18 protein-coding genes are annotated in these 20,269 nt (G+C 72.7%); 11 read left to right on the forward strand and 7 right to left on the reverse strand.

Annotated elements, in window-relative coordinates:
- Nucleotides 1-31: 31 nt before the first annotated feature.
- From D2L64_RS21490 to D2L64_RS21505, 4 genes are read right to left on the reverse strand one after another with little or no spacing between them, the layout of a single operon-like run.
- A complete protein-coding gene (locus D2L64_RS21490; RefSeq protein WP_119579036.1) occupies nt 32-901 on the reverse strand; it encodes a metal ABC transporter permease in 870 nt (289 codons plus the stop codon).
- A complete protein-coding gene (locus D2L64_RS21495; protein ID WP_119579011.1) occupies nt 898-1,662 on the reverse strand; it encodes a metal ABC transporter ATP-binding protein in 765 nt (254 codons plus the stop codon). Before D2L64_RS21495 ends, D2L64_RS21490 begins: the two co-directional genes overlap by 4 nt.
- Complete coding sequence (locus D2L64_RS21500; RefSeq protein ID WP_119579012.1) at nt 1,659-2,663, reverse strand: metal ABC transporter substrate-binding protein; 1,005 nt, start codon at nt 2,661-2,663, stop codon at nt 1,659-1,661. The genes D2L64_RS21495 and D2L64_RS21500 overlap by 4 nt, the downstream gene beginning before the upstream one ends.
- Before the next feature lie 55 nt (nt 2,664-2,718).
- Complete coding sequence (locus D2L64_RS21505; RefSeq protein WP_119579013.1) at nt 2,719-2,976, reverse strand: hypothetical protein; 258 nt, start codon at nt 2,974-2,976, stop codon at nt 2,719-2,721.
- Between the two features lie 29 nt (nt 2,977-3,005).
- Between D2L64_RS21505 and D2L64_RS21510 the strand changes: the two genes are divergently transcribed.
- From D2L64_RS21510 to dusB, 4 genes are all read left to right on the forward strand, one after another.
- Nucleotides 3,006-3,347, forward strand: a complete 342-nt coding sequence (locus D2L64_RS21510; RefSeq protein WP_119579014.1) for an antibiotic biosynthesis monooxygenase family protein — start codon at nt 3,006-3,008, stop codon at nt 3,345-3,347.
- Nucleotides 3,348-3,579: 232 nt separating this feature from the next.
- Nucleotides 3,580-4,053, forward strand: coding sequence for an Rv0361 family membrane protein (locus D2L64_RS21515; RefSeq protein WP_119579015.1), 474 nt, complete (start codon nt 3,580-3,582; stop codon nt 4,051-4,053).
- A 113-nt stretch (nt 4,054-4,166) separates the two neighbouring features.
- Entirely contained in the window at nt 4,167-5,546 is a 1,380-nt protein-coding gene (locus tag D2L64_RS21520) for a glycine--tRNA ligase (protein ID WP_119579016.1), read from the forward strand.
- A gap of 73 nt (nt 5,547-5,619) precedes the next feature.
- A complete protein-coding gene (dusB, locus tag D2L64_RS21525; protein ID WP_119579037.1) occupies nt 5,620-6,783 on the forward strand; it encodes a tRNA dihydrouridine synthase DusB in 1,164 nt (387 codons plus the stop codon).
- Nucleotides 6,784-7,053: 270 nt separating this feature from the next.
- Here the strand turns inward: dusB and D2L64_RS28015 are convergent, their stop codons facing one another.
- Nucleotides 7,054-8,970 carry a beta-N-acetylhexosaminidase gene (locus D2L64_RS28015; protein WP_233559079.1) on the reverse strand — a complete coding sequence of 639 codons (1,917 nt, stop codon included), beginning with the start codon at nt 8,968-8,970 and terminating at the stop codon, nt 7,054-7,056.
- Nucleotides 8,971-9,284: 314 nt separating this feature from the next.
- On the opposite strand from D2L64_RS28015, the gene ppdK reads away from it, so the two are divergent.
- Nucleotides 9,285-12,005, forward strand: a complete 2,721-nt coding sequence (ppdK, locus tag D2L64_RS21540) for a pyruvate, phosphate dikinase (RefSeq protein ID WP_119579018.1) — start codon at nt 9,285-9,287, stop codon at nt 12,003-12,005.
- A gap of 209 nt (nt 12,006-12,214) precedes the next feature.
- Here the strand turns inward: ppdK and D2L64_RS21545 are convergent, their stop codons facing one another.
- The gene (locus D2L64_RS21545; RefSeq protein ID WP_119579019.1) at nt 12,215-12,715 is read right to left on the reverse strand and encodes a roadblock/LC7 domain-containing protein; all 501 of its coding nucleotides are present in this window, start codon (nt 12,713-12,715) and stop codon (nt 12,215-12,217) included.
- Nucleotides 12,716-13,004: 289 nt separating this feature from the next.
- On the opposite strand from D2L64_RS21545, the gene D2L64_RS21550 reads away from it, so the two are divergent.
- The 3 genes from D2L64_RS21550 to D2L64_RS21560 all read left to right on the forward strand — a co-directional run bounded on the left by D2L64_RS21550 (nt 13,005) and on the right by D2L64_RS21560 (nt 15,647).
- Nucleotides 13,005-13,358, forward strand: coding sequence for a VOC family protein (locus D2L64_RS21550; protein ID WP_119579020.1), 354 nt, complete (start codon nt 13,005-13,007; stop codon nt 13,356-13,358).
- Nucleotides 13,354-14,589, forward strand: a complete 1,236-nt coding sequence (locus tag D2L64_RS21555) for a deoxyguanosinetriphosphate triphosphohydrolase (protein ID WP_119579038.1) — start codon at nt 13,354-13,356, stop codon at nt 14,587-14,589. The genes D2L64_RS21550 and D2L64_RS21555 overlap by 5 nt, the downstream gene beginning before the upstream one ends.
- Nucleotides 14,590-14,804: 215 nt before the next feature.
- Nucleotides 14,805-15,647, forward strand: coding sequence for a siderophore-interacting protein (locus D2L64_RS21560; protein WP_119579021.1), 843 nt, complete (start codon nt 14,805-14,807; stop codon nt 15,645-15,647).
- A gap of 64 nt (nt 15,648-15,711) precedes the next feature.
- Here the strand turns inward: D2L64_RS21560 and D2L64_RS21565 are convergent, their stop codons facing one another.
- A complete protein-coding gene (locus D2L64_RS21565) occupies nt 15,712-16,626 on the reverse strand; it encodes an oxidoreductase (protein ID WP_119579022.1) in 915 nt (304 codons plus the stop codon).
- 101 nt (nt 16,627-16,727) lie between these two features.
- Here D2L64_RS21565 and D2L64_RS28325 point away from each other — a divergent pair, with 101 nt between their 5' ends.
- The 3 genes from D2L64_RS28325 to D2L64_RS21580 all read left to right on the forward strand — a co-directional run bounded on the left by D2L64_RS28325 (nt 16,728) and on the right by D2L64_RS21580 (nt 20,066).
- Nucleotides 16,728-17,558, forward strand: a complete 831-nt coding sequence (locus tag D2L64_RS28325) for a helix-turn-helix domain-containing protein (protein ID WP_119579023.1) — start codon at nt 16,728-16,730, stop codon at nt 17,556-17,558.
- 106 nt (nt 17,559-17,664) lie between these two features.
- Nucleotides 17,665-19,527: a DNA primase gene (dnaG, locus tag D2L64_RS21575; protein WP_119579024.1), complete on the forward strand. Its 1,863-nt coding sequence runs from the start codon at nt 17,665-17,667 to the stop codon at nt 19,525-19,527.
- Nucleotides 19,528-19,529: 2 nt separating this feature from the next.
- Nucleotides 19,530-20,066 carry a hypothetical protein gene (locus D2L64_RS21580; protein ID WP_119579039.1) on the forward strand — a complete coding sequence of 179 codons (537 nt, stop codon included), beginning with the start codon at nt 19,530-19,532 and terminating at the stop codon, nt 20,064-20,066.
- Nucleotides 20,067-20,269: the final 203 nt, after the last annotated feature.

Raw genomic sequence — 20,269 nt, forward strand, 5'->3', positions numbered from 1 at the left:
ACGGTAACCAATACCGGTAGCGGGTGTGTGTTCAGGACCCGCCGAGTACCACCTCGTGCGGCTCGGGTGCGGGCGCCGGTTGCGGGCGGCCGCGGCGCAACCGGCGCCAGCCGGCCACGAGCAGGGTGACTGCGACGAAGGAGGCGATCGCGAGGACGACCACCGAGGCGCCGGGCGCGGTGTCGGCCACCGCCGCCAGCCAGATGCCGGCGCCGGCCGCGAACAGGCCGAGCGCCATCGCCGCCGCCATGGTGGCCCGGAAGCCCCGGGTCACCTGCTGCGCGGTGGCCACCGGGACGACCATCAGGGCGCTGATCAGCAGGACGCCGACCGCCCGCATGGCGATCGTCACGGTGACCGCGGTGGTGACCGCGAGGAGCAGGTTCAGCGCGCGTACCGGCAGGCCGGAGACCCGGGCGTACTCCTCGTCGTGGCAGACCGCGAAGAGCGCGGGCCGCAGCCCGATCATGGCGATCAGCACCGCCACACCGAGTACCGCGATGGTGACCAGGTCCTCGCGCGAGGTGGTGGTCAACGCCCCGAACAGGTACGCGTTGAGGTTCGCGCTGGTGCTGTCGGAGAGCCCCACCAGGACCACGCCGCCGGCGATGCCGCCGTAGAAGAGCAGGGCCAGCGCCAGGTCGCCGGAGGTGCGGCCGCGTTCGCGGATCAGCTCGATGGCGACCGCCCCGACGATGGCCGCGATCACCGCCATGATCACGGGGGAGGTGCCGAAGAGCAGGCCCGCCCCGACGCCGGTCAGCGCGACGTGCCCGATTCCGTCGCCGATCAGCGCCAGCCGGCGTTGCACCAGGTAGGTGCCGAGCGCGGGCGCGGCCAGGCCGATGATCAGGGCGCCGAGCAGGGCGCGCAGCATGTACTCGTACTGGAAAAGGCTCACCGTGTGCTCCACAGCCCGGCGGGCTCCTCGGGACCGTGCGGGTGCACGTGGTCGTGGTCCGGCTCGGCGTGGTGCCCGGCCGGGTCGGGCACCGCGCCGTCGTGCGCGATCACCCCCTGGTGTACGACGACCGCGCGGCTGATCAGCGGGCGGAGCGGGCCCAGTTCGTGGGCGACGAGCAGTACGGTGCCGCCGCCGCCGACGAAGGCACGCAGGGCCCCGGCGAACGCCTCCTGGCTGGTGGCGTCCACTCCGGCCGTGGGCTCGTCGAGTACCAGCAGTTCGGGCTCGCCGGCCAGGGCGCGGGCGATCAGGGTGCGTTGCTGCTGGCCGCCGGAGAGGGTGGCGACCGGGTCGTCGGCCCGGTCGGCCAGGCCGACGGCGCGCAACGCCGCGGCGACGGCCGCCCGGTCGGCGCGCCCCGCGGGGCGCAGTACGCCCCGCCGGGCCAGCCGGCCCGAGGCCACCACCTCGGTCACGGTGGCCGGTACGCCGCTGCCCGCACCGAGGCGCTGCGGGACGTACCCGATGCGGTGCCACTGCCGGAACCGGCGGGCTGGCTGGCCGAACAGCGTCACCGAGCCGACGCTGAGCGGGACCAACCCGAGCACCGCCCGGATCAGCGTGGACTTGCCGGAGCCGTTGGCGCCGAGGAGCGCGACCACCTCGCCGGTGGTCACGGTCAGCGAGACGTCACGGAGCACGGGGCGGCCGTCGTAGCCGACCACCCCGTGCGTGACGGTGAGGACTTCAGGGGTCACGAGCAGCTCAACGCCGTCCGCAGGGCCTGCAGGTTGGTTCGCATCACCGAAAGGTAGTCCCCGCCGTTCTCCGCGGACAGGCCCTCCAGCGGATCCAGCACCGCGGTCTCGGCACCGACCTCCCGGGCGATCGTCTCGGCGACCTTCGGGCTGACCAGCGTCTCGAAGAAGATCGTGGTGGCGCCGTGCTCCCGGGCCTCCTCGATGACCGATGCCAGCCGCTGCGGCGACGGCTCGTTCTCGGGGGAGAGGCCGGTGATGCCGATCTGCTCCAGTTGGTACTTCTGCGCCAGGTAGCCGAACGCCGTGTGACTGACCACGATCTCCCGGCGTTGGCAGGTCTTCAACCCTTCGGTGAACTCGGTGTCGAGCTGTGCCAGCTCGGTACGCAGCGCGGCGGCCCGGGTGGTGTAGTCGCCGGCCCGGTCCGGGTCGACGGCGCCGAGCCGCTCGGCCAGCTTGTCGCCGATGGTGGCCAGTCGGGTCGGGTCGAGCCAGACGTGCGGATCCTTCGCGCCGTCCGTCCCCTCCTCGGCGTGCTCCTCGTCGGCGTGGTCCCCGTCCCCGTCCCCGTCCCCGTCCCCGTCCCCGTGGTCGTGGTCGTGGTCGTGGCCGCCGGCGGTGGCGTCCAGCAGCGGCTCGACGCCGGCCACGTCGAACGCCCGGTCACCGGCGTTCTGCTCGATCGCCTCGTCCACGGCCGGCTGGAAGCCGTGCAGGAAGACCACCAGTTCGGCCTCGATGATCTGCCCGATCTGGCGCGGGTTCAGCTCCAGGTCGTGCGGTTCGGCGCCGGGACGGGCCAGGTTGGTCACCGCGACGGCGTCGCCGCCGACGCGCTCGGCGAGGAACTGCAGGGGGTAGAAGCCGGCCACCACGTCGATCCGGTCCGGGTCGACGCCCCCGCCACCGCCGTCGGTGGCGCAGGCGGTGGCGCCGGCCAGGGTGAGCACGGTGGCCGCGGTGGCGGCCAGGGCACGGGTGGTGGTGCGGAGGGTCATGACATGAACCTTCCGCGATAACGACAATGATTGTCAAAAACGCATGATTGCATGTCTAGAGCAGCTTGACCAGGCCGACGGCGACCAGCAGGGTCAACATCAACAGCCGGATCAGCCGCGTCGTCGGCGTCTGCACCCGCCAGGTGGTCGTCATCAGGGCGGCCAACCCGCCCGCGAGCAGCAGGGTCAACAACCCGCCGAACACTCCCGGGGTGAAGAAGGCGACCAGCACCAGGAGCAGGGTGACCAGGAACACCGTCGTCGGGTTGACCCGGGCCAGCCGGCCGGTGATCCCGCGCTGCGTACGCTGCATCCCACAGACTCTACGAGGAGGAGAACCCGGTGCTCGTGACCAACCGGTTCGTGGTCGACGACGACGAGGCGTCGGACTTCACCGCCCGGGCCCACGCGGCCCTCGCCGCCCTCGCCGCCCGGCCCGGGTACCTGCGCGGGCAGCTGGTCCGGGCGTTGGACGACCCTCGACACTGGTGCCTGGTCACCGAGTGGGAGTCCGTCGGCACCTACCGGCGGGCCCTCGGCGGCTTCGACGTCAAGGTCACGGCGGTACCGCTGCTCGCGCAGAGCATCGACGAGCCGTCCGCCTACGAGACGCTGGCCAACGCCGCGCCCGGTGGCGACGTGGTGCCGGTCGCCAGTGATCGGGCTGCGGGCCCTTACCGCTGAGCCGGCGGGCACTACGCTGGCTTCCATGACCGCTCCCGGACCGGCAGCCCCACCACCACACCCCTCGCTGTCCGGTCAGCAGGCACCCCAGGCACCGGGCGAACCGGGCCGTACCGAGCCGGGCACGCCGCCCCCCGGTGCACCCGCCGCCGCACCCCCGGCTGGCCCCGGCGCCCCCGCGCCCGCTGCCGGCCCCGGCGACGCACCGCCGCCCGGCGGTACCGAGCCGGGTGTGCCGACCCCGCCGGCCGGCCCCGGGGTGACGCCGCCGTTCGCCGCACCGCCCACCGAGGGCAGCCGGTCCCGGCTCTGGCTCGGCCTCGGTGCCGGCGCGCTGGCCCTGGTGCTCTGCTGCGGCGGTGGCGGTGCGGCCGTGGTCGGCCTGCTGATCAGCGGGGTGCAGGCGATCGACGAGCAGGGCCGGACGGTCTCCGGCGACTACTACCGGGCCCTGGCCGACGGTGAGTACGCGCGGGCCTACGACCAGCTCTGCGAGGACGCCAAGCGGCGCGAGTCCCGGCAGGAGTTCGAACGCCGGGCCGCCGCCGAGCCGCAGATCGTCTCCTACCGGGTCGGCGAGGTGGACACCAACACCCTCACCGTGCCGGTGGACGTCACCTTCGCCGGTGGCGGCCAGGAACGCCAGCAGGTCGTACTCGCCCAGGACCAGCAGACCGGTGGCATGGAGGTCTGCGGAGTCAACTGAGCACCCGCAGGTAATGTGCTGGGTCCGGGGCCCGGGCGGTCGTACCGTTGTCCCGGACCGTTCCGACCATCCCACCGCGTCCCCGCCGACCGCCAGTCGGCGTAGGAGGAAAAATGCCAGCCGACCGTATCGACGCCATCGTCAGCCTCGCCAAGCGTCGAGGCTTCGTCTTCCCCTCCAGCGAGATCTACGGAGGCACCCGGTCGGCGTGGGACTACGGTCCGCTCGGCGTGGAACTCAAGGAGAACGTCCGTCGGCAGTGGTGGAAGACCATGGTCCAGCAGCGGGACGACGTGGTCGGCCTGGACTCGGCGGTGATCCTGGCCCGGGACGTCTGGGCGGCGTCCGGGCACCTCGACGCCTTCGTGGATCCGCTGACCGAGTGCCAGTCCTGCCACAAGCGGTTCCGCGCCGACCACCTGGAGGAGGCGTACGAGGCCAAGCACGGCCGCCCGCCGACCTCTCTGTCGGAGATCAACTGCCCGAACTGCGGCAACAAGGGCACCTTCACCGAACCGAAGATGTTCAACGGTCTGATGAAGACCTACCTCGGCCCGGTGGAGAGCGACGAGGGGCTGCACTACCTGCGCCCGGAGACCGCCCAGGGCATCTTCGTCAACTACAACAACGTGGCGAACGCGGCGCGCAAGAAGCCGCCGTTCGGCATCGCGCAGACCGGCAAGTCGTTCCGCAACGAGATCACCCCGGGCAACTTCATCTTCCGTACCCGGGAGTTCGAGCAGATGGAGATGGAGTTCTTCGTCGAGCCCGGCACCGACGAGCAGTGGCACGAGTACTGGCTTCAGGAACGCTGGAACTGGTACGTCGACCTCGGGCTCACCGCGGAGAACATGCGCTTCTACGAGCACCCCAAGGAGAAGCTCTCGCACTACTCGAAGCGCACCGTCGACATCGAGTACCGGTTCCAGTTCGGCGGCACCGAGTTCGCCGAGCTGGAGGGGATCGCCAACCGCACCGACTTCGACCTCGCCACGCACAGCAAGCACTCCGGGGTCGACCTGTCGTACTTCGACCAGACCAAGAGCGAGCGCTGGGTGCCGTACGTGATCGAGCCGGCCGCCGGCCTGACCCGCGCGGTGCTGGCGTTCCTGCTCGAGGCGTACGACGTGGACCAGGCGCCGAACGCCAAGGGCAAGATGGAGGAGCGCACCGTGATGCGCTTCGACCCGCGGCTGGCTCCGGTGAAGGTGGCGGTGCTGCCGCTGTCGCGCAACGAGGCCCTCTCGCCCAAGGCCAAGGATCTCGCCGCGCAGCTGCGCAAGCGTTGGGTGGTGGAGTTCGACGACTCGCAGGCCATCGGTCGTCGCTACCGGCGCCAGGACGAGATCGGCACCCCGTTCTGCGTGACCGTCGACTTCGACACCCTGGACGACAACGCGGTGACCATCCGCAACCGGGACACCATGGGCCAGCAGCGGATCGCCCTGGACCAGGTCGAGCGCTACCTGATCGACCACCTCCCCGGCTGCTGAGCGGGTAAGGAACGGCCCCTCCGCGACGCCTGACATCGCGGAGGGGCCGCTTGCTTACACTTGGGCGGTGACCATGCCAAGTGCTGCCCTGGGGCCGTTGAGCATCGGGCGGCACCAGGTGTGGCCGCCGGTGGTGCTCGCCCCGATGGCGGGTATCACCAACGTCGGGTTCCGGCAGCTCTGTCGGGAGCAGGGCGGTGGCATCTACGTCTGCGAGATGATCACCACGGTCGCCCTGGTCGAGCGGAACCCGAAGACGCTGCGGATGATCGCGTTCGGTGCCGACGAGTCGCCGCGCAGCCTGCAGCTCTACGGCACCGACCCGGAGACGACCGCCGCCGCCGTGCGGATCGTGGCCGAGAAGAACCTCGCCGACCACATCGACCTGAACTTCGGCTGCCCGGTGCCGAAGGTCACCCGGCGGGGCGGCGGTGCGGCGCTGCCCTGGCGCCGACGGCTCTTCGCCCGCCTGGTCCGGGCCGCGGTGGAGGCCGCGTCACCCGCCGGGGTGCCGGTCACGGTCAAGATGCGCAAGGGCATCGACGACGACCACCTGACGTACGTCGAGGCGGGGCTGGCCGCGCAGGACGCCGGAGTCGCCGCGGTCGCCCTGCACGGGCGTACGGCCGCGCAACGCTACTCGGGCACCGCGGACTGGGACGCCATCGCCACCCTCAAGCAGGCCCTCGACGTACCGGTGCTGGGCAACGGCGACATCTGGGAGGCCGACGACGCGCTGCGGATGGTGGCGCACACCGGCGTCGACGGGGTGGTGATCGGGCGGGGCTGCCTGGGTCGGCCGTGGCTCTTCGCCGACCTGGAGGCCGCGTTCGCCGGTCGCGCCGACCGGCGGCTGCCCAGCCTCGGCGAGGTGGCGGCGACCATGCGCCGGCACGCCGAACTGCTGGTCGAGCAGTTCACCGCCGGTGCCCGTAACCCGGCGCGGGGCGAGCGGGACGGCTGCACCGACTTCCGCAAGCACGTCGCCTGGTATCTCAAGGGCTTTCCGATCGGCAGCGAGTTGCGCCGCGCCCTCGCGATGATCGACAGCCTGGCCCAGCTCGACGACCTGCTCGGCAAGCTGGACCCGTCGGTACCGTTCCCGGTGGAGACGCTGGGCCAGCCGCGCGGGCGAACCAACTCACCCGGCAAGGTGTTCCTGCCCGACGGCTGGCTGGCCAGCCGGGATGACGACACCGTCCCCGAAGGCGCCGAGCTGGACGACTCCGGCGGCTGACCCCCCGCCCTCCACCGCCCGCCCCGCTGCCCCCGCTGCCCCCGCCCTCCCCTCCCGATCACAGATCTTGCACTGTGCGTCGGCCTGGCCCTCTCCCTCGTTGATCTTGCACTTTGTGTCGGGGCGAAAGCCATCTTCCTGGCATCTCGGCGACCGAGAGTGCAAGATCTGAGGCTGGGCCGACCCCTGGGGCTGGGCCGACGCCGGGGGCTGGGGCCGACCCCTGGGCTGGGCCGACCCCTGGGGCTGGGCCGACACCGGGGGTGACGATCAGTTCTGGGCGGATGGGGTCGTGCTTCGGTCTGACGGTGCGGACCGGGGTACGGGGACGGGTGGCTGTGCCGGCCAGGGCACCTCGGGGGCGCGGTGGTACGCGATCCCGGCCGCGGTCCAGCGGGGGCCGTGGCCGGCCAGCCGCTGCCGGAAGTCCGCCCAGTCGTGGCGGGACCGGGGTGACCAGGCCAGTTCGGCGATGGCGGGCAGCCGGGGGAAGAGCATGAACTCGACCTCGGCGCGGGTGGTCACCGACTCGGTCCACAGCGGCGCCTCGATGCCGAGCACCGCCTCGGCCGGTACGCCAGCGAGGTGGTCGCCCGGATCCCAGTCGTACGCCCGGGGCACGTCGATCAGGCCGGCCCAGTCGTGCCCGATCGGGGTGTCCGGGGCGTACTTCATGTCCAGGTAGGCGTGGTTGCCGGGGGAGAGGACGAGGCGGGCGCCGCGGCGTACCGCGTCGGCGGTCACCGGGTCGTCGCCGGAGGTGCCCCACCATTGCAGGATCCGGCCGTCGACGTGCGCCGCCGGGGCGATCTGGTGCCAGCCGACGACCGTCTTGCCGAGCCCGGCGACGATCCGCTGTACCCGTTCGACGAACCGGGCGTAGACGTCGGCGGGCACCTTGAACGCCTCGTCGCCGCCGATGTGCAGCCACTGGCCGGGGGTGAGCGTGGCGAGTTCGCCGAGCACGTCGGCGACGAAGTCGTACGTGCGCTCGTTGGCCGGGTCGACGTAGCTGAACCCGACCTCGGTGCCGGTGTACGGCGGCGGTGCGGTGTGGTCCGGCGCGAGTTCCGGGTAGGCGACCAGCGCGGCGTTGGTGTGGCCGGGCAGGTCGACCTCGGGGATCACGGTGACGTGCCGGGCGGCGGCGTACGCCACGATCCGGCGGTAGTCGGCCCGGGTGTAGTGCCCGCCGGGCCCGCCACCGACCTCGGTGGCGCCGCCGACGACCGCCAGCCGGGGCCAGGAGTCGACGGCGATCCGCCAGCCCTGGTCGTCGGTGAGGTGCAGGTGCAGCCGGTTGAGCTTGTACCGGGCCAGGTGGTCGATCAACCGCAGCACGTCGGCGACGGGGAAGAAGTGGCGCGACACGTCGAGCATCGCGCCGCGGTGCGGGTAGCGGGGCCGGTCGAGGATCGACCCGCCGGGCAGCACCCAGCGTTCGGCGACCGGCGTGCCGCTCTCGACCGCGGGTGGGAGCAGTTGCCGCAGCGTCTGTACCGCGTGGAAGAGCCCGGTGGCGGTGCGGGCGCGGATGCGTACCCCGCCGGTGGTGACGGCCAGCCGGTAGCCCTCGGCGCCCAGGTCGGCGTCGTCGGTCAGCTGTAGGGCGATGCCGCCGGTCGGCGTCGCGCCGACGGTGTCGGTGACCGGCAGCGGGTACCCGGTGGCGGGGCGCAGCAGCGCGGCGAGCTGCTCGCCGACGGCCAGCGCGGCCGGGTCGGCGCTGACCCGGATCACCGCGTCGGCGGGCAGCAGGTAGTCGGCGGTGGTGTCCGGCTCGACCCGTTCCGGCGCGGGCACCACGTCGCCCAGCCGGACCGGCGCCGGTGGGGCGATCAGCGCCGCCGCCTGCCGCTGCGCCACGGCCGCCAGCTCCCCGGCGGTACGCCCCACCGCCGCGCCACCGCCGGGCCCGAGGGCGTCGGGTGCGGCGGTCTCGGGTGCGGCGGTCTCGGGGTCGGCCTCGTCGGCCGGGACGCCCGGGGCCGCCGGGACGCCCGGGGCCGCCGGGACGCCCGGGGCCGCCGGGACGCCCGGGGCCGCCGGGACGCCCGGGGCCGCCGGGACGCCCGGGGCCGCCGGGACGCCCGGGGCAATCGGGACGCTCGGGGCAATCGGGACGGTCGGGGCCGCCGGGACGGTCGGGTCGGACGGTTCCGGTGCGGTGCGGGACGGCGAGGACACGACGAAGGCTCCGGGGGTGTATTCGCGGCGGTTGTGGCAATGGTGCGAGGTGTGGTGACAGGGCGTGTCGTCAAGGGTACGGCGAGGTGGGCGGGTGCGTAATGGTGCGTGTGGAAACGTTCCCAGAAACCGTCACGAACGCGGATAGTCGTGTTTGCTGTGCCTATTGTCACCGAATGGTCCCGGGCCCCGCGTTGTTCGCTTAACCTTCGCCCACCGATCGGCACGGCTCCCCGGACTACCGGTGATCGGCCCCGGGGTATCGAGAAACTAAACCTTCGTTAAGTGTCAGTCCGGGCGCGTGGGAGGCTTTGGTGGCAGCGCAGAAGGCAGCGCAGGAAACGGTCGAACGCAAGTACGTCTACGACTTCGCCGAGGGCAACAAGGATCTCAAGGATCTGCTCGGCGGCAAGGGTGCCAACCTGGCCGAGATGACCAACCTCGGCCTGCCGGTTCCACCCGGCTTCACCATCACCACCGAGGCGTGCCAGGCGTACCTCGCCAGCGGGCGGGAGCCGGCCGGGCTGGGCGACCAGATCGCCGACCACCTGGCCGCGCTGGAACGGGAGATGGGCCGGCGCCTCGGCGACCCGGACGACCCGCTGCTGGTGTCGGTGCGTTCCGGGGCGAAGTTCTCCATGCCCGGGATGATGGAGACCGTGCTCAACGTCGGGCTCAACGACCGCAGCGTCGCGGGTCTGGCCGCGCGGGCCAGCGACAACCAGCGGTTCGCCTGGGACTCCTACCGGCGACTGATCCAGATGTTCGGCAAGACCGTCTGTGACGTGCCGGGTGAGGAGTTCGAGCACGCGCTCGACGAGGCCAAGCAGGCCAGGGGCACCACCAGCGACCTCGACCTGGACGCCGACGACCTGCGCGGGCTGGTCGACACGTACAAGAAGATCTTCAACAAGCACACCGGGCGGGAGTTCCCGCAGGATCCCCGCGAGCAGCTCGACCTGGCCATCCGGGCGGTCTTCGACTCGTGGAACGCCGAACGGGCGGTGATCTACCGCCGGCAGGAGCGGATCCCGGCCGACCTCGGTACCGCGGTCAACGTGGTGGCGATGGTCTTCGGCAACCTCGGCCCGGACTCCGGCACCGGGGTCGCCTTCACCCGCGACCCGGCCAGCGGCGCCCAGGGCATCTACGGCGACTACCTGGCCAACGCCCAGGGCGAGGACGTGGTCGCCGGCATCCGCAACACCGTGCCGTTGCAGGAGCTGGAACGGATCGACAAGCCGGCCTACGACGAACTGCTCGACTACATGGCCCGGCTGGAGCGGCACTACACGGACCTGTGCGACATCGAGTTCACCATCGAACGTGGCAAGCTGTGGATGCTGCAGACCCGGGTCGGCAAGCGCACCGCCGCCGCCGCGTTCGTCATCGCCGGTCAGCTGGTCGACGAGGGACTGATCGACCTCGACGAGGCGCTGCACCGGGTCAACGGCGCACAGCTGGCCCAGCTGATGTTCCCGCGCTTCCAGCTCGACCACGAGTTCCAGCCGGTCGCCACCGGGATCGGCGCCTCGCCGGGTGCGGCCGTCGGCAAGGTGGTCTTCACCTCCGCGCGCGCGGTCGAACTGGCCGGTCAGGGCGAGGACGTCATCCTGGTCCGCCGGGAGACCAACCCGGACGACCTGAACGGCATGATCGCCGCCCGGGGGATCCTCACCTCCCGGGGCGGCAAGACCAGCCACGCCGCGGTGGTGGCCCGGGGGATGGGCAAGACCTGTGTCTCCGGCGCCGACGAGCTGGACATCGACGTACCGAAGCGGCGGTTCGCGGTGGGCGGGCGGACGGTCGCCGAAGGCGACGTGGTCTCCATCGACGGCACCACCGGCAAGGTCTACCTGGGCGAGGTGCCGGCCACGCCGTCGGAGGTGGTGCAGTACTTCGAGGGCGAACTCGACCCGGCGGCCACCGGCGACGCGCTGGTCAAGGCCGTACACCGGATCATGACGCACGCCGACGCCAAGCGGCGGCTGGCGGTACGCACCAACGCCGACACGGCGGCCGACGCCGCGCGGGCCCGGCGGTTCGGTGCCGAGGGCATCGGGCTCTGCCGCACCGAGCACATGTTCCTCGGCGACCGGCGGGAGCTGGTCGAGCGGCTGATCCTGGCCCGGGAGGCCACCGAACGGGAGGACGCGCTCGCCGCGTTGCTGCCGTTGCAGCGGGCCGACTTCGTGGAGATCTTCCGGGCGATGGACGGGCAGCCGGTCACCGTCCGGCTGATCGACCCGCCGCTGCACGAGTTCCTGCCGCCGCTGGAACAGCTCGCGGTCGACGTGGCGGTGGCCCAGGAACGCGGCGAGGACGTGGCCAAGGAGGAGGCGCTGCTGGCCGCGGTCCGCCGGATGCACGAGGAGAACCCGATGCTGGGGCTGCGCGGGGTACGCCTCGGCCTGGTCATCCCCGGCCTGTTCGCGATGCAGGTCCGGGCGATCACCGAGGCTGCGGTGGAGTGCGTCCGGCAGGGGGTGCCGGCCTGCCCGGAGATCATGGTGCCGCTGGTCGGCGCGGTCCAGGAGCTGGAGACGGTACGCGCCGAGGCCGAGAGGATCATCGCCGAGGTGGTCGGCGGCAACGAGGTCGAGGTGCTGATCGGCACGATGATCGAGGTGCCCCGGGCGGCGTTGACCGCCGGGCAGATCGCCGAGGCGGCCGAGTTCTTCTCCTTCGGCACCAACGACCTGACCCAGATGGGCTGGGGCTTCTCCCGCGACGACGTGGAGGGCGCCTTCTTCTGGCGCTACCTGGAGTTGGGCATCTTCGGCATCTCGCCGTTCGAGTCGATCGACGCCGACGGCATCGGTCGGCTGGTGCGGATCGCGGCCGAGGAGGGTCGGGCGGCTCGTCCGGGGCTGAAGCTCGGCGTCTGCGGCGAACACGGCGGTGACCCGGACTCGGTGCACTTCTTCGACGCCGTCGGGCTGGACTACGTCTCCTGCTCGCCGTTCCGGGTGCCGGTGGCCCGGTTGGAGGCCGGTCGTGCCGCGGTGGTCACGGCGGGCTCGGACAGCCGCTGAACGGTCCGGGTCGGCGGCCGAGTCGCCGACCCGGCTCCCGCCGGGGCGCGGGCGCCCGGCCGGGCGGGCGTCAGATCGGCCGGGCGTCAGATCGGCCGGGCGGGCGTCAGCTCGGGCGGGCGTCAGATCGGCCGGGCGGGCGTCAGATCGGCCGGGCGTCGGCTCGGGCGGGCGGGCGCCGGCTCGGGCGGGCGTCAGATCGGTGGGCGTCAGATCGGTGGGCGGCGCCAGGTGATGTGCGGGTCGCGGCGCGGGCGCTGGCCGGGCAGGGTGGCCATCGGGGTGCGTACCGCCAGCGGGGCGTGCGGATCCGGTTGGTGCGACGTCGGCGACGGTCGGCGGCAGGCGGCCAGCGCCGGCCCGGCCCGGTGGACCACCCCCCGTGCCTCCTCCCGCAGCACCGCCAGATCCGCGTCCGCGTCGATGATCAGGGTGAGCAGGGCGTCCCGGCCGGCCGGGTAGGTGACCACGCAGCCGGCGGCGGTGTGCACCACGGACTCGTGGAAGGCCCCCTGCCGGACGGTGGCCGCCATCCGGTTGCCGAGACCGAAGCTCGCGGCGGCCAGGGCCGCCAGATGGGTGGCGTCGGTTGCGGGCAGGTCGCTGGAGATCAGTAGGCCGTCCGTGCCGGCGAGCACCGTGCCGGTGACCTCGGGGCGGCGTCGACGCAGCCCGCGCAACTCGGTGCCCATCATCGTTTCCGCGTTCACGAGCGTGTCTCTCCCACCGGTCGTGTCTCCGCCTCAACAGGTGACGTTCCGCGATGGCGACGCTACCCGTGGATGTCGATATGCGCGATCCCGTGACCGTCGGCAATCGGACCACAACTCTCGACTGATCGGAGGATGTGGACCGGTGGGGTGCAGGTCGTCGACGCGCCGTACGGCCCGGCCGGGCGTAACCTGAGCACGCCAGAGGACCGTCGTCGTGAAGGGGTGGCCGGATGGGTGTGCGTGCCGAGCGGTCAGGTCTCGCCGGTCTGCGGTCGGCGGTGCCGGCATGACCAGCGTCTGGGCGAGTCTCACCGTCGACGCCCGGGATCCCGCCCGGTTGGCCCGCTGGTGGGCCGAGGCGCTCGGCTACCAGGTGGTCTCCGAGCAGCCGGACGAGGTGGAGATCCGCCAGTCCGCCGACCGCCTGCCCGGCATCGTCTTCGTGTCGGTGCGCGGCGCCAAGGAGGGCAAGAACCGGCTGCACCTCGACCTGCGCCCGGCCGACCGGGAGGCCGAGGTGGAACGGCTGGTCGACATGGGTGCCCGGCACGTCGACGTGGGTCAGGACGGCACCGACTGGACGGTGCTCGCCGACCCCGAGGGCAACGAGTTCTGCGTGCTGCGTCCACGTGGCGATTGACCACCGGACCGGCACCGACGCGCAGCGGCGGGTGACCGAGCCGGCCAAGGACGCTGGGCACGGCCGGTCGCCGTACGAGCGGGACCGGGCCCGGGTGCTGCACTCCGCGGCGTTCCGGCGGCTCGCCGCGAAGACCCAGGTACACACGGCGGGCACCGACGACTTCCTGCGTACCCGCCTGACGCACTCGCTGGAGGTGGCGCAGATCGCCCGGGAGATGGGCGCCGGGCTGGGCTGCGACCCGGACGTGGTGGACACCGCGGGGTTGGCGCACGACCTGGGCCACCCGCCGTTCGGGCACAACGGCGAGGCCGCTCTCGACGTCGAAGCCGCCGCCTGTGGCGGCTTCGAGGGCAACGCGCAGACGCTGCGCGTACTGACCCGCCTGGAGGCGAAGGTGTACGCCCCCGGCGGCGAGTCCGTGGGGCTCAACCTCACCCGCGCCTCGCTCGACGCGGTCAGCAAGTACCCGTGGCCCCGTCGACCGGGCCGGCGCAAGTTCGGGGCGTACGCCGACGACCTGCCCGCCTTCGAGTGGCTGCGGCAGGGGGCGCCGCCCGGCGAGCGGCGCTGCCTGGAGGCGCAGGTGATGGACTGGGCCGACGACGTGGCGTACTCGGTGCACGACGTCGAGGACGGCATCCACGGCGGCTACCTGACGTTGGAGCCGCTGCTCGCCGACGCCGACGAGCGGGCCGCGCTCTGCGCCGACGTCGCCGCCGTCTACTCCACCGAGTCGCCCGACTTCCTCGGCGAGACGCTTGTGGAACTGCTCGCCGACCCGGTGCTCGCGCCGTTGGCCGGCTACGACGGCAGCCACCGCGCCCAGGCCGCGTTGAAGGCCACCACCAGCGTGCTGACCGGTCGCTTCGTCGCCACCGCCGTCGCCGCCACGACGGCTCGCTTCGGTCCCGGCCCGCATCGCCGGTACGCCGCGGACCTCGTCGTACCCCGGCCGCTGCGGGCCCGGTGCGCACTGCTCAAGGGCATCGCCCTGCGGTACGTGATGCGCCGTCCCGACGCCCAGGGTCGCTACCGCCGGCAGCGGGAGATCCTCACCGAGCTGGTGCGGGCGTTGACCGAGCGGGCGCCGGACGGCCTGGACCCGGTCTTCGCCCCGCTGTGGCGGGCCGCGCCGGACGACGTCGCCCGGCTGCGCGTCGTGGTCGACCAGGTGGCCTCGCTCACCGACCCGGCCGCCGTCGCCTGGCACGGCCGCCTGGCCCGCTGACCGCCGGAGCACCGACTGCCTCCCGTCCGGTGCCTGACCGCCGGAGCACCGACTGCCTCCCGGCCGGACCGGCTGTCTCCCGGCCGGACCGGCTGTCCCGTCCGGCCCGCCCCGGCTGTCCCGTCCGGCCCGCCCCGGCTGTCCCGTCCGGCCCGCCCCGGCTGACCGGCCGACCGGTTCGGACCGGTACCGGCGGGTTAGGTTAGCCTAACTGAATGAGCGAGCGCCCGAAGACTGTGACCTCCGCCCACCTGCTGCGCGCGGAGCGGCCCACCCCGCACGTGGTCCGGCTGGTGCTCGGTGGCCCGGAACTGGTCGGCCTGCCGGTCGGCGAGTTCACCGACCATTACGTCAAGTTCGTCTTCCCGGTGCCCGGGGTCGACTACCCGCGCCCGATGGACCTCGCCACGATCAAGCGCGAACTGCCGCGCGAGCAGTGGCCCCGGCTGCGGGCGTACACCGTGCGGGCCTGGGACGCGGCGGCCGGCGAGCTGACCGTCGACGTGGTGCACCACGGCGAGGCGGGGTTGGCCGGCCCGTGGGCGGCCGCGCTGCGACCCGGTGACGAGGTGCTGTTCACCGGCCCCGGCGGGGCGTACGCGCCGAGCCCGGCGGCCGACTGGCACCTGCTGGTCGGCGACGAGAGCGCGCTGCCGGCGATCGCCGCCGCGTTGGAGAGGCTGCCGGTCGACGCGCCCGCGCACGTCTTCGTCGAGGTCGACGACCCGGCCGACGAGCAGCCGTTGCCCAGTCCCGGGGCGGTACGCCTGACCTGGCTGCACCGCAGTGGACGGCCGGTGGGCGAGGCGCTGCTGGCTGCCGTACGCGATCTGGAGTTCCCGCCCGGCGCGGTGCACGCCTTCGTGCACGGCGAGGCCGGCTTCGTCCGCCAACTGCGCCGCCTGCTGCGGGTGGAGCGGGGCGTGTCGCCCGAGTGGCTCTCCATCTCCGGCTACTGGCGGCTCGGCCTCGACGACGAGGGCTGGCGGGCCACCAAACCCGACTGGAACCGTCAGGTGGAGGCCGACGAGACCCCCACCCCGGCCGCGCCCCGTTGATCATGAGGTTGGCGGCGGACCTGATCTCCGGAAGTGCCGCCAACCTCATGATCAACGCGGTGTTTCAGAGGTACGTGACGCCGGTGAGCCGGGCCGCCTGCGCCCACATCCGCCGGCCGTTGCCCGGATCGAGGGCCTGCGCGCTCGCCCGCACCTCGGTGACCGGGCCGCGCAGCTCCTGGAAGCCGCGCGGTCCGAAGAACTGCCCACCGCGCAGACCGGTCGCCGTCGCGGCGTACAGCTGTGGCCGGGCACCCGCCTCGACCCGGCTGAGCGGCAGGGACATGACCCGGCTCAGCGCCCGCATCAGCCGATTCTGGTCGGCCATCGCGCGGGGGGTCAGGTTGGTGCGGGTCATCCCGGGATGGGCCAGCACGCTGACCACCAGCGACCCGGTGGCCCGCAGGCGGCGGTCCAGCTCCAGGCCGAGGATGGTGCCGACGAGCTTGGAGAGCGCGTACGCCCGGGGCCCCCGGTAGACCCGTTCGGACATCAGGTCGTCCAGGTCCAGACCGCGCCACCGGTGCACGAGCGACGACAGGGTGACCACGCGGGGTTCCTTCCCGGCGGCCAGCCGGTCGAGCAGGAGACCGGTCAACGCGTACGGCCCGAGGGCGTTGATCCCCATCTGCTGGTCGAACCCGTCCACGGTCAACGGGGGTCGCTTGCCGGTCAGGGCCACTCCGGCGTTGTTGACCAGCAGGTCGACCTCGCCGGGAAGGTCCGCCGCGAAGGCCCGGATCGACGCCAGCGACGCCAGGTCCACCTTCCGCACCTCGACCTCCGCCCCCGGTACCGCGCGCCGGATCGCCCCGGCCGCCTCCTGGCCCGCCGCGACGTTACGTACCGCGAGCACCACCGCGGCCCCGTGCCGGGCCAACTCCAGCGCGGTGACCCGACCCACGCCCGAGTTGGCCCCGGTCACCACCGCCCGCCGGCCGTGCTGGTCGGGCATCTGTTCCTCGGTCCAGTTCCGCATGTTCCGGAGGTTAGGCACCGCCGTGGCCGGTCGGAGAGAACCGTTTAACCTGGGACCACCGGACCTACCCGGCGGCCGTACCGGCGCGGCACACTGGCGGGGTGAGCACCGCGTACGCCCGCGAACTGGCGGACTTCCTGCGTAACCGCCGCTCCCGGCTGAGCCCGGAGGAGATCGGCCTGGCGCCCGGCCCACGTCGTCGGGTCGCCGGTCTGCGTCGTGAGGAGTTGGCCCTGATCGCGGGCGTGAGCACCGACTACTACCAGCGGCTGGAACAGGGCCGCGACGTCCGCCCCTCCGACGACGTGCTGACCGGCATCGCCCGTGCCCTCGCCCTGAACGCGGAGGAGACCCGCCACCTGCGTGCCCTCGCCCGGCGCGCGCAGCGGCCACCGAAGCCCCGCCGCCGCACCCGCGAGACGGTCCCGGAGAGCACCCACCGGCTGCTGCACAGCCTGCACACCCCGGCCGTGGTGGTCAGCCGCCACCTCGACCTGCTGGCCTGGAACAGCATGGCCGCCGCGCTCTATCCGGGCATCGGCCACCGCAACGCCCTGATCGACATGTTCACCCATGCCGAGACGTACGGCCGGTGCGTCGGCTGGCGGGAGACGGTGCTCGACTATCTGGGCTTCCTGCGCGCCGCGGTCGCCGCCGACCCGGAGCACCCGCGCGCCCAGGAGATCGTCGGCACGCTCAGCATCCGCAGCGAGGAGTTCCGCCGGCTCTGGGCCCGCCACGACGTACGCGAGTCGGTCCACGGCAGCAAGGTGTTCAGCCATCCGCAGGTCGGCGAGCTGCGCCTGGACTGGGACGCCTACACGCCGCCGGGGCGTACCGGGCCGATCCTGATCGCGTACACCGCCGCACCCGGCAGCGCCAGCGCCGAACGACTGCAACTGCTCGCCACGTACGCGGCGCAGCTTCGTTGACAAGGGGTCCGTCCGCCGCCGTGGGCGTCGGGCGGGGCCCTTCCTCACCCCCCGCACCCGGCCCCCGCATCCGGCAGGGCAGGATGTAACCGGAGGGGGTGACGGCATGTCGGGGCGGATCCGGGACGAGGACATCGCGCTGGTCCGGGAGCGTACCTCCATCGCCGAGGTCATCTCCGACACGGTGACGCTGAAGTCGGCCGGCGCCGGCAACCTCAAGGGGCTGTGCCCGTTCCACGACGAGAAGAGCCCGTCGTTCAACGTCTCGCCGGGCCGTAACGTCTGGTACTGCTTCGGCTGCGGTGCCGGCGGCGACGCGATCAAGTTCTTGATGGACGCCGAGCATCTGAGCTTCGTCGAGGCGGTGGAACGGCTCGCCGCCCGGGCCGGGTTGCAGCTGAGCTACGTGGCGGACGACCGGTCCGCCCCCCGCGCCAGCCGCCCCCAGCAGGGGCAGCGGCAGCGGCTGGTCGCCGCGCACGCCGCCGCGGTGGAGTTCTACACCGCCCAGCTGACCACGGCCGGCGCGCGTACCGCCCGGGAGTTCCTCGCCGAGCGTGGCTTCGACCGGGCCGCCGCCGAACGCTACGGCTGCGGGTTCGCCCCCGAGGGCTGGGATCCGCTCACCCGGCACCTGCGCCAGCTCGGCTTCAGCCACGACGAACTGGTCACCGCCGGGCTGTCCCGCCCGGCCCGCTCCGGCAGCCTGATCGACCGGTTCCGGCGGCGACTGCTCTGGCCGATCCGCGACCTGACCGGCGACGTGATCGGCTTCGGTGCCCGCAAGCTCTTCGCCGACGACGACGGACCGAAGTACCTGAACACCCCCGAGACGCCGATCTACAAGAAGTCACACGTGCTCTACGGCATCGACCAGGCCAAACGGGAGATCGCCAAGCAGGGCCGGGTGGTGGTGGTCGAGGGCTACACCGACGTGATGGCCTGCCACCTGGCGGGCGTACCGACGGCGGTGGCGACCTGCGGCACCGCGTTCGGTGGCGACCACATCGGCGTACTGCGCCGGCTGCTGCTGGACACCGACGCCGTCGCAGGCGAGATCATCTTCACCTTCGACGGGGACGCCGCCGGGCAGAAGGCCGCGCTGCGCGCCTTCGAGGACGACCAGCGCTTCGTCGGCCGTACCTTCATCGCGGTCAGCCCCGACAGCATGGACCCGTGCGAGCTACGCCTGGCAAAGGGCGACCTGGCCGTCCGGGACCTGGTCGCGCGCCGCGAACCGCTTGTCGACTTCGCGCTGCGGCACGTCATCAGCCGGTACGACCTGGACACCGTCGACGGCCGGGTGGAGGCGATGCGCCGGGCCGCACCGCTGGTCGCCAAGCTCAAGGACCAGGAGAAGCGCCCCGAGTACGTCCGCAAGCTCGCCGGTGACCTCGGCATGGAGATCGAGCCGGTGCAGCGGGCGGTACTGGCCGCCGCCTCCGGTCGACCGGACGACCGGCCGACCCGCCCCAGCCGTGGCGAGCCGTCCGTGGACAGCCCACAGTCGATGGTCGAACGCGAGGCGCTCAAGCTGGCCCTCCAGGAACCGGTGCTGGCCGGGCCGATGTTCGACGCGGTCGAGGCGAACGACTACCGGCACCCGGTACACGTGGTCGTCCGGGCGGCGATCGCCGAGGCCGGTGGGGCGGCGGCCGCGACCGGCGGCGCGGTGTGGATCGAGTCGGTACGCGACGCCTGCCCGGATCTCGCCGCGCAGGCCCTGGTCGGCGAACTGGCCGTGGAGCCGCTGCGGATCGACGGCGAACCCGACCCGCGCTACGTCTCGATCACCATGGCCCGTCTCCAGTGGGGGTCGGTCACCGCCCGGATCCGCGAGCTGAAGTCCCGCATCCAGCGGATCAACCCGGTCAACAACAAGGACGAGTACTTCGCCACCTTCGGTGAGCTGCTCTCGCTGGAGCAGCACGCCCGTGCGCTGCGCGAGCAGGCGGCGGGAGGACTGTGATGATCAGATTGTTCCGTCGCCGGCCGAAGCTGCCACCCACCGACCGGCCGCCCCTCGACCGCGACGAACGCGTACTGGCCTGGGCGGCCGTCGGCAACGGCGAGGGCGACGGGGTGGTGGTCGCCAGCAACCTCGGGCTGTGGCTGCCCGGTCGCGGCCACCGGATCGGCTGGCACGACATCGTCAAGGCCGTCTGGTCGGGCCGGGAACTCACCGTCACCCCCGGCGAACAGGTCGCCGACCGCGACGGCTACCGGGTGGTCGCCGCGCTGCCGGCCGAACGCTACCTGCTGCTCGACCCGGGGGAACTGCCCCACCAGGTACGCACCCGGGTCACCAAGTCCGTGGCGTACACCCAGCACCACGCCCTGCCCGGCGGCGCCGGGCGGATCGTCGGCCGGCGGGTGTCCGGTGTCGACGGGCTGACCTGGATGGTCCACTACGACATCGGCACCCCAACCGACGACGACGCGGTGGTGGCCGAGACCGACCGGCTGGTCGCCGCGGCCCGTGCCGCGACCACCCCCGAGGGCCTCTGACCGGGACGCCCCCCGCTCTCTCCTGACGCTCGCGCCCTTTGGTGGCGCATGTTGGTCGTGCCCCTTGGCGGCGTGTGGTTGGTCGCGTCCGTCACCGGCGTGTGGTCGGCGGCTCGTTGATCGCGTTCGTTGGTGGCGTTGGTTGGTGGTGTTCGTTGGTCGTGCTCGTTGGTCGTGCTCGTTGGTCGTGCTCGTTGGTCGTG

The sequence above is a fragment of the Micromonospora radicis genome (assembly GCF_003583405.1).
Taxonomy (GTDB): Bacteria; Actinomycetota; Actinomycetes; order Mycobacteriales; family Micromonosporaceae; genus Micromonospora; species Micromonospora radicis.

What these genes read in the sequence shown, in the direction of transcription:
- D2L64_RS21500 (WP_119579012.1), bottom strand. Translation starts at nt 2,663, where the DNA reads ATGACCCTCCGCACCACCACCCGTGCCCTGGCCGCCACCGCGGCCACC.
- D2L64_RS21505 (WP_119579013.1), bottom strand. Translation starts at nt 2,976, where the DNA reads ATGCAGCGTACGCAGCGCGGGATCACCGGCCGGCTGGCCCGGGTCAAC.
- D2L64_RS21520 (WP_119579016.1), top strand. Translation starts at nt 4,167, where the DNA reads ATGCCAGCCGACCGTATCGACGCCATCGTCAGCCTCGCCAAGCGTCGA.
- dusB (WP_119579037.1), top strand. Translation starts at nt 5,620, where the DNA reads ATGCCAAGTGCTGCCCTGGGGCCGTTGAGCATCGGGCGGCACCAGGTG.
- D2L64_RS21550 (WP_119579020.1), top strand. Translation starts at nt 13,005, where the DNA reads ATGACCAGCGTCTGGGCGAGTCTCACCGTCGACGCCCGGGATCCCGCC.
- D2L64_RS21560 (WP_119579021.1), top strand. Translation starts at nt 14,805, where the DNA reads ATGAGCGAGCGCCCGAAGACTGTGACCTCCGCCCACCTGCTGCGCGCG.
- D2L64_RS21565 (WP_119579022.1), bottom strand. Translation starts at nt 16,626, where the DNA reads ATGCGGAACTGGACCGAGGAACAGATGCCCGACCAGCACGGCCGGCGG.
- dnaG (WP_119579024.1), top strand. Translation starts at nt 17,665, where the DNA reads ATGTCGGGGCGGATCCGGGACGAGGACATCGCGCTGGTCCGGGAGCGT.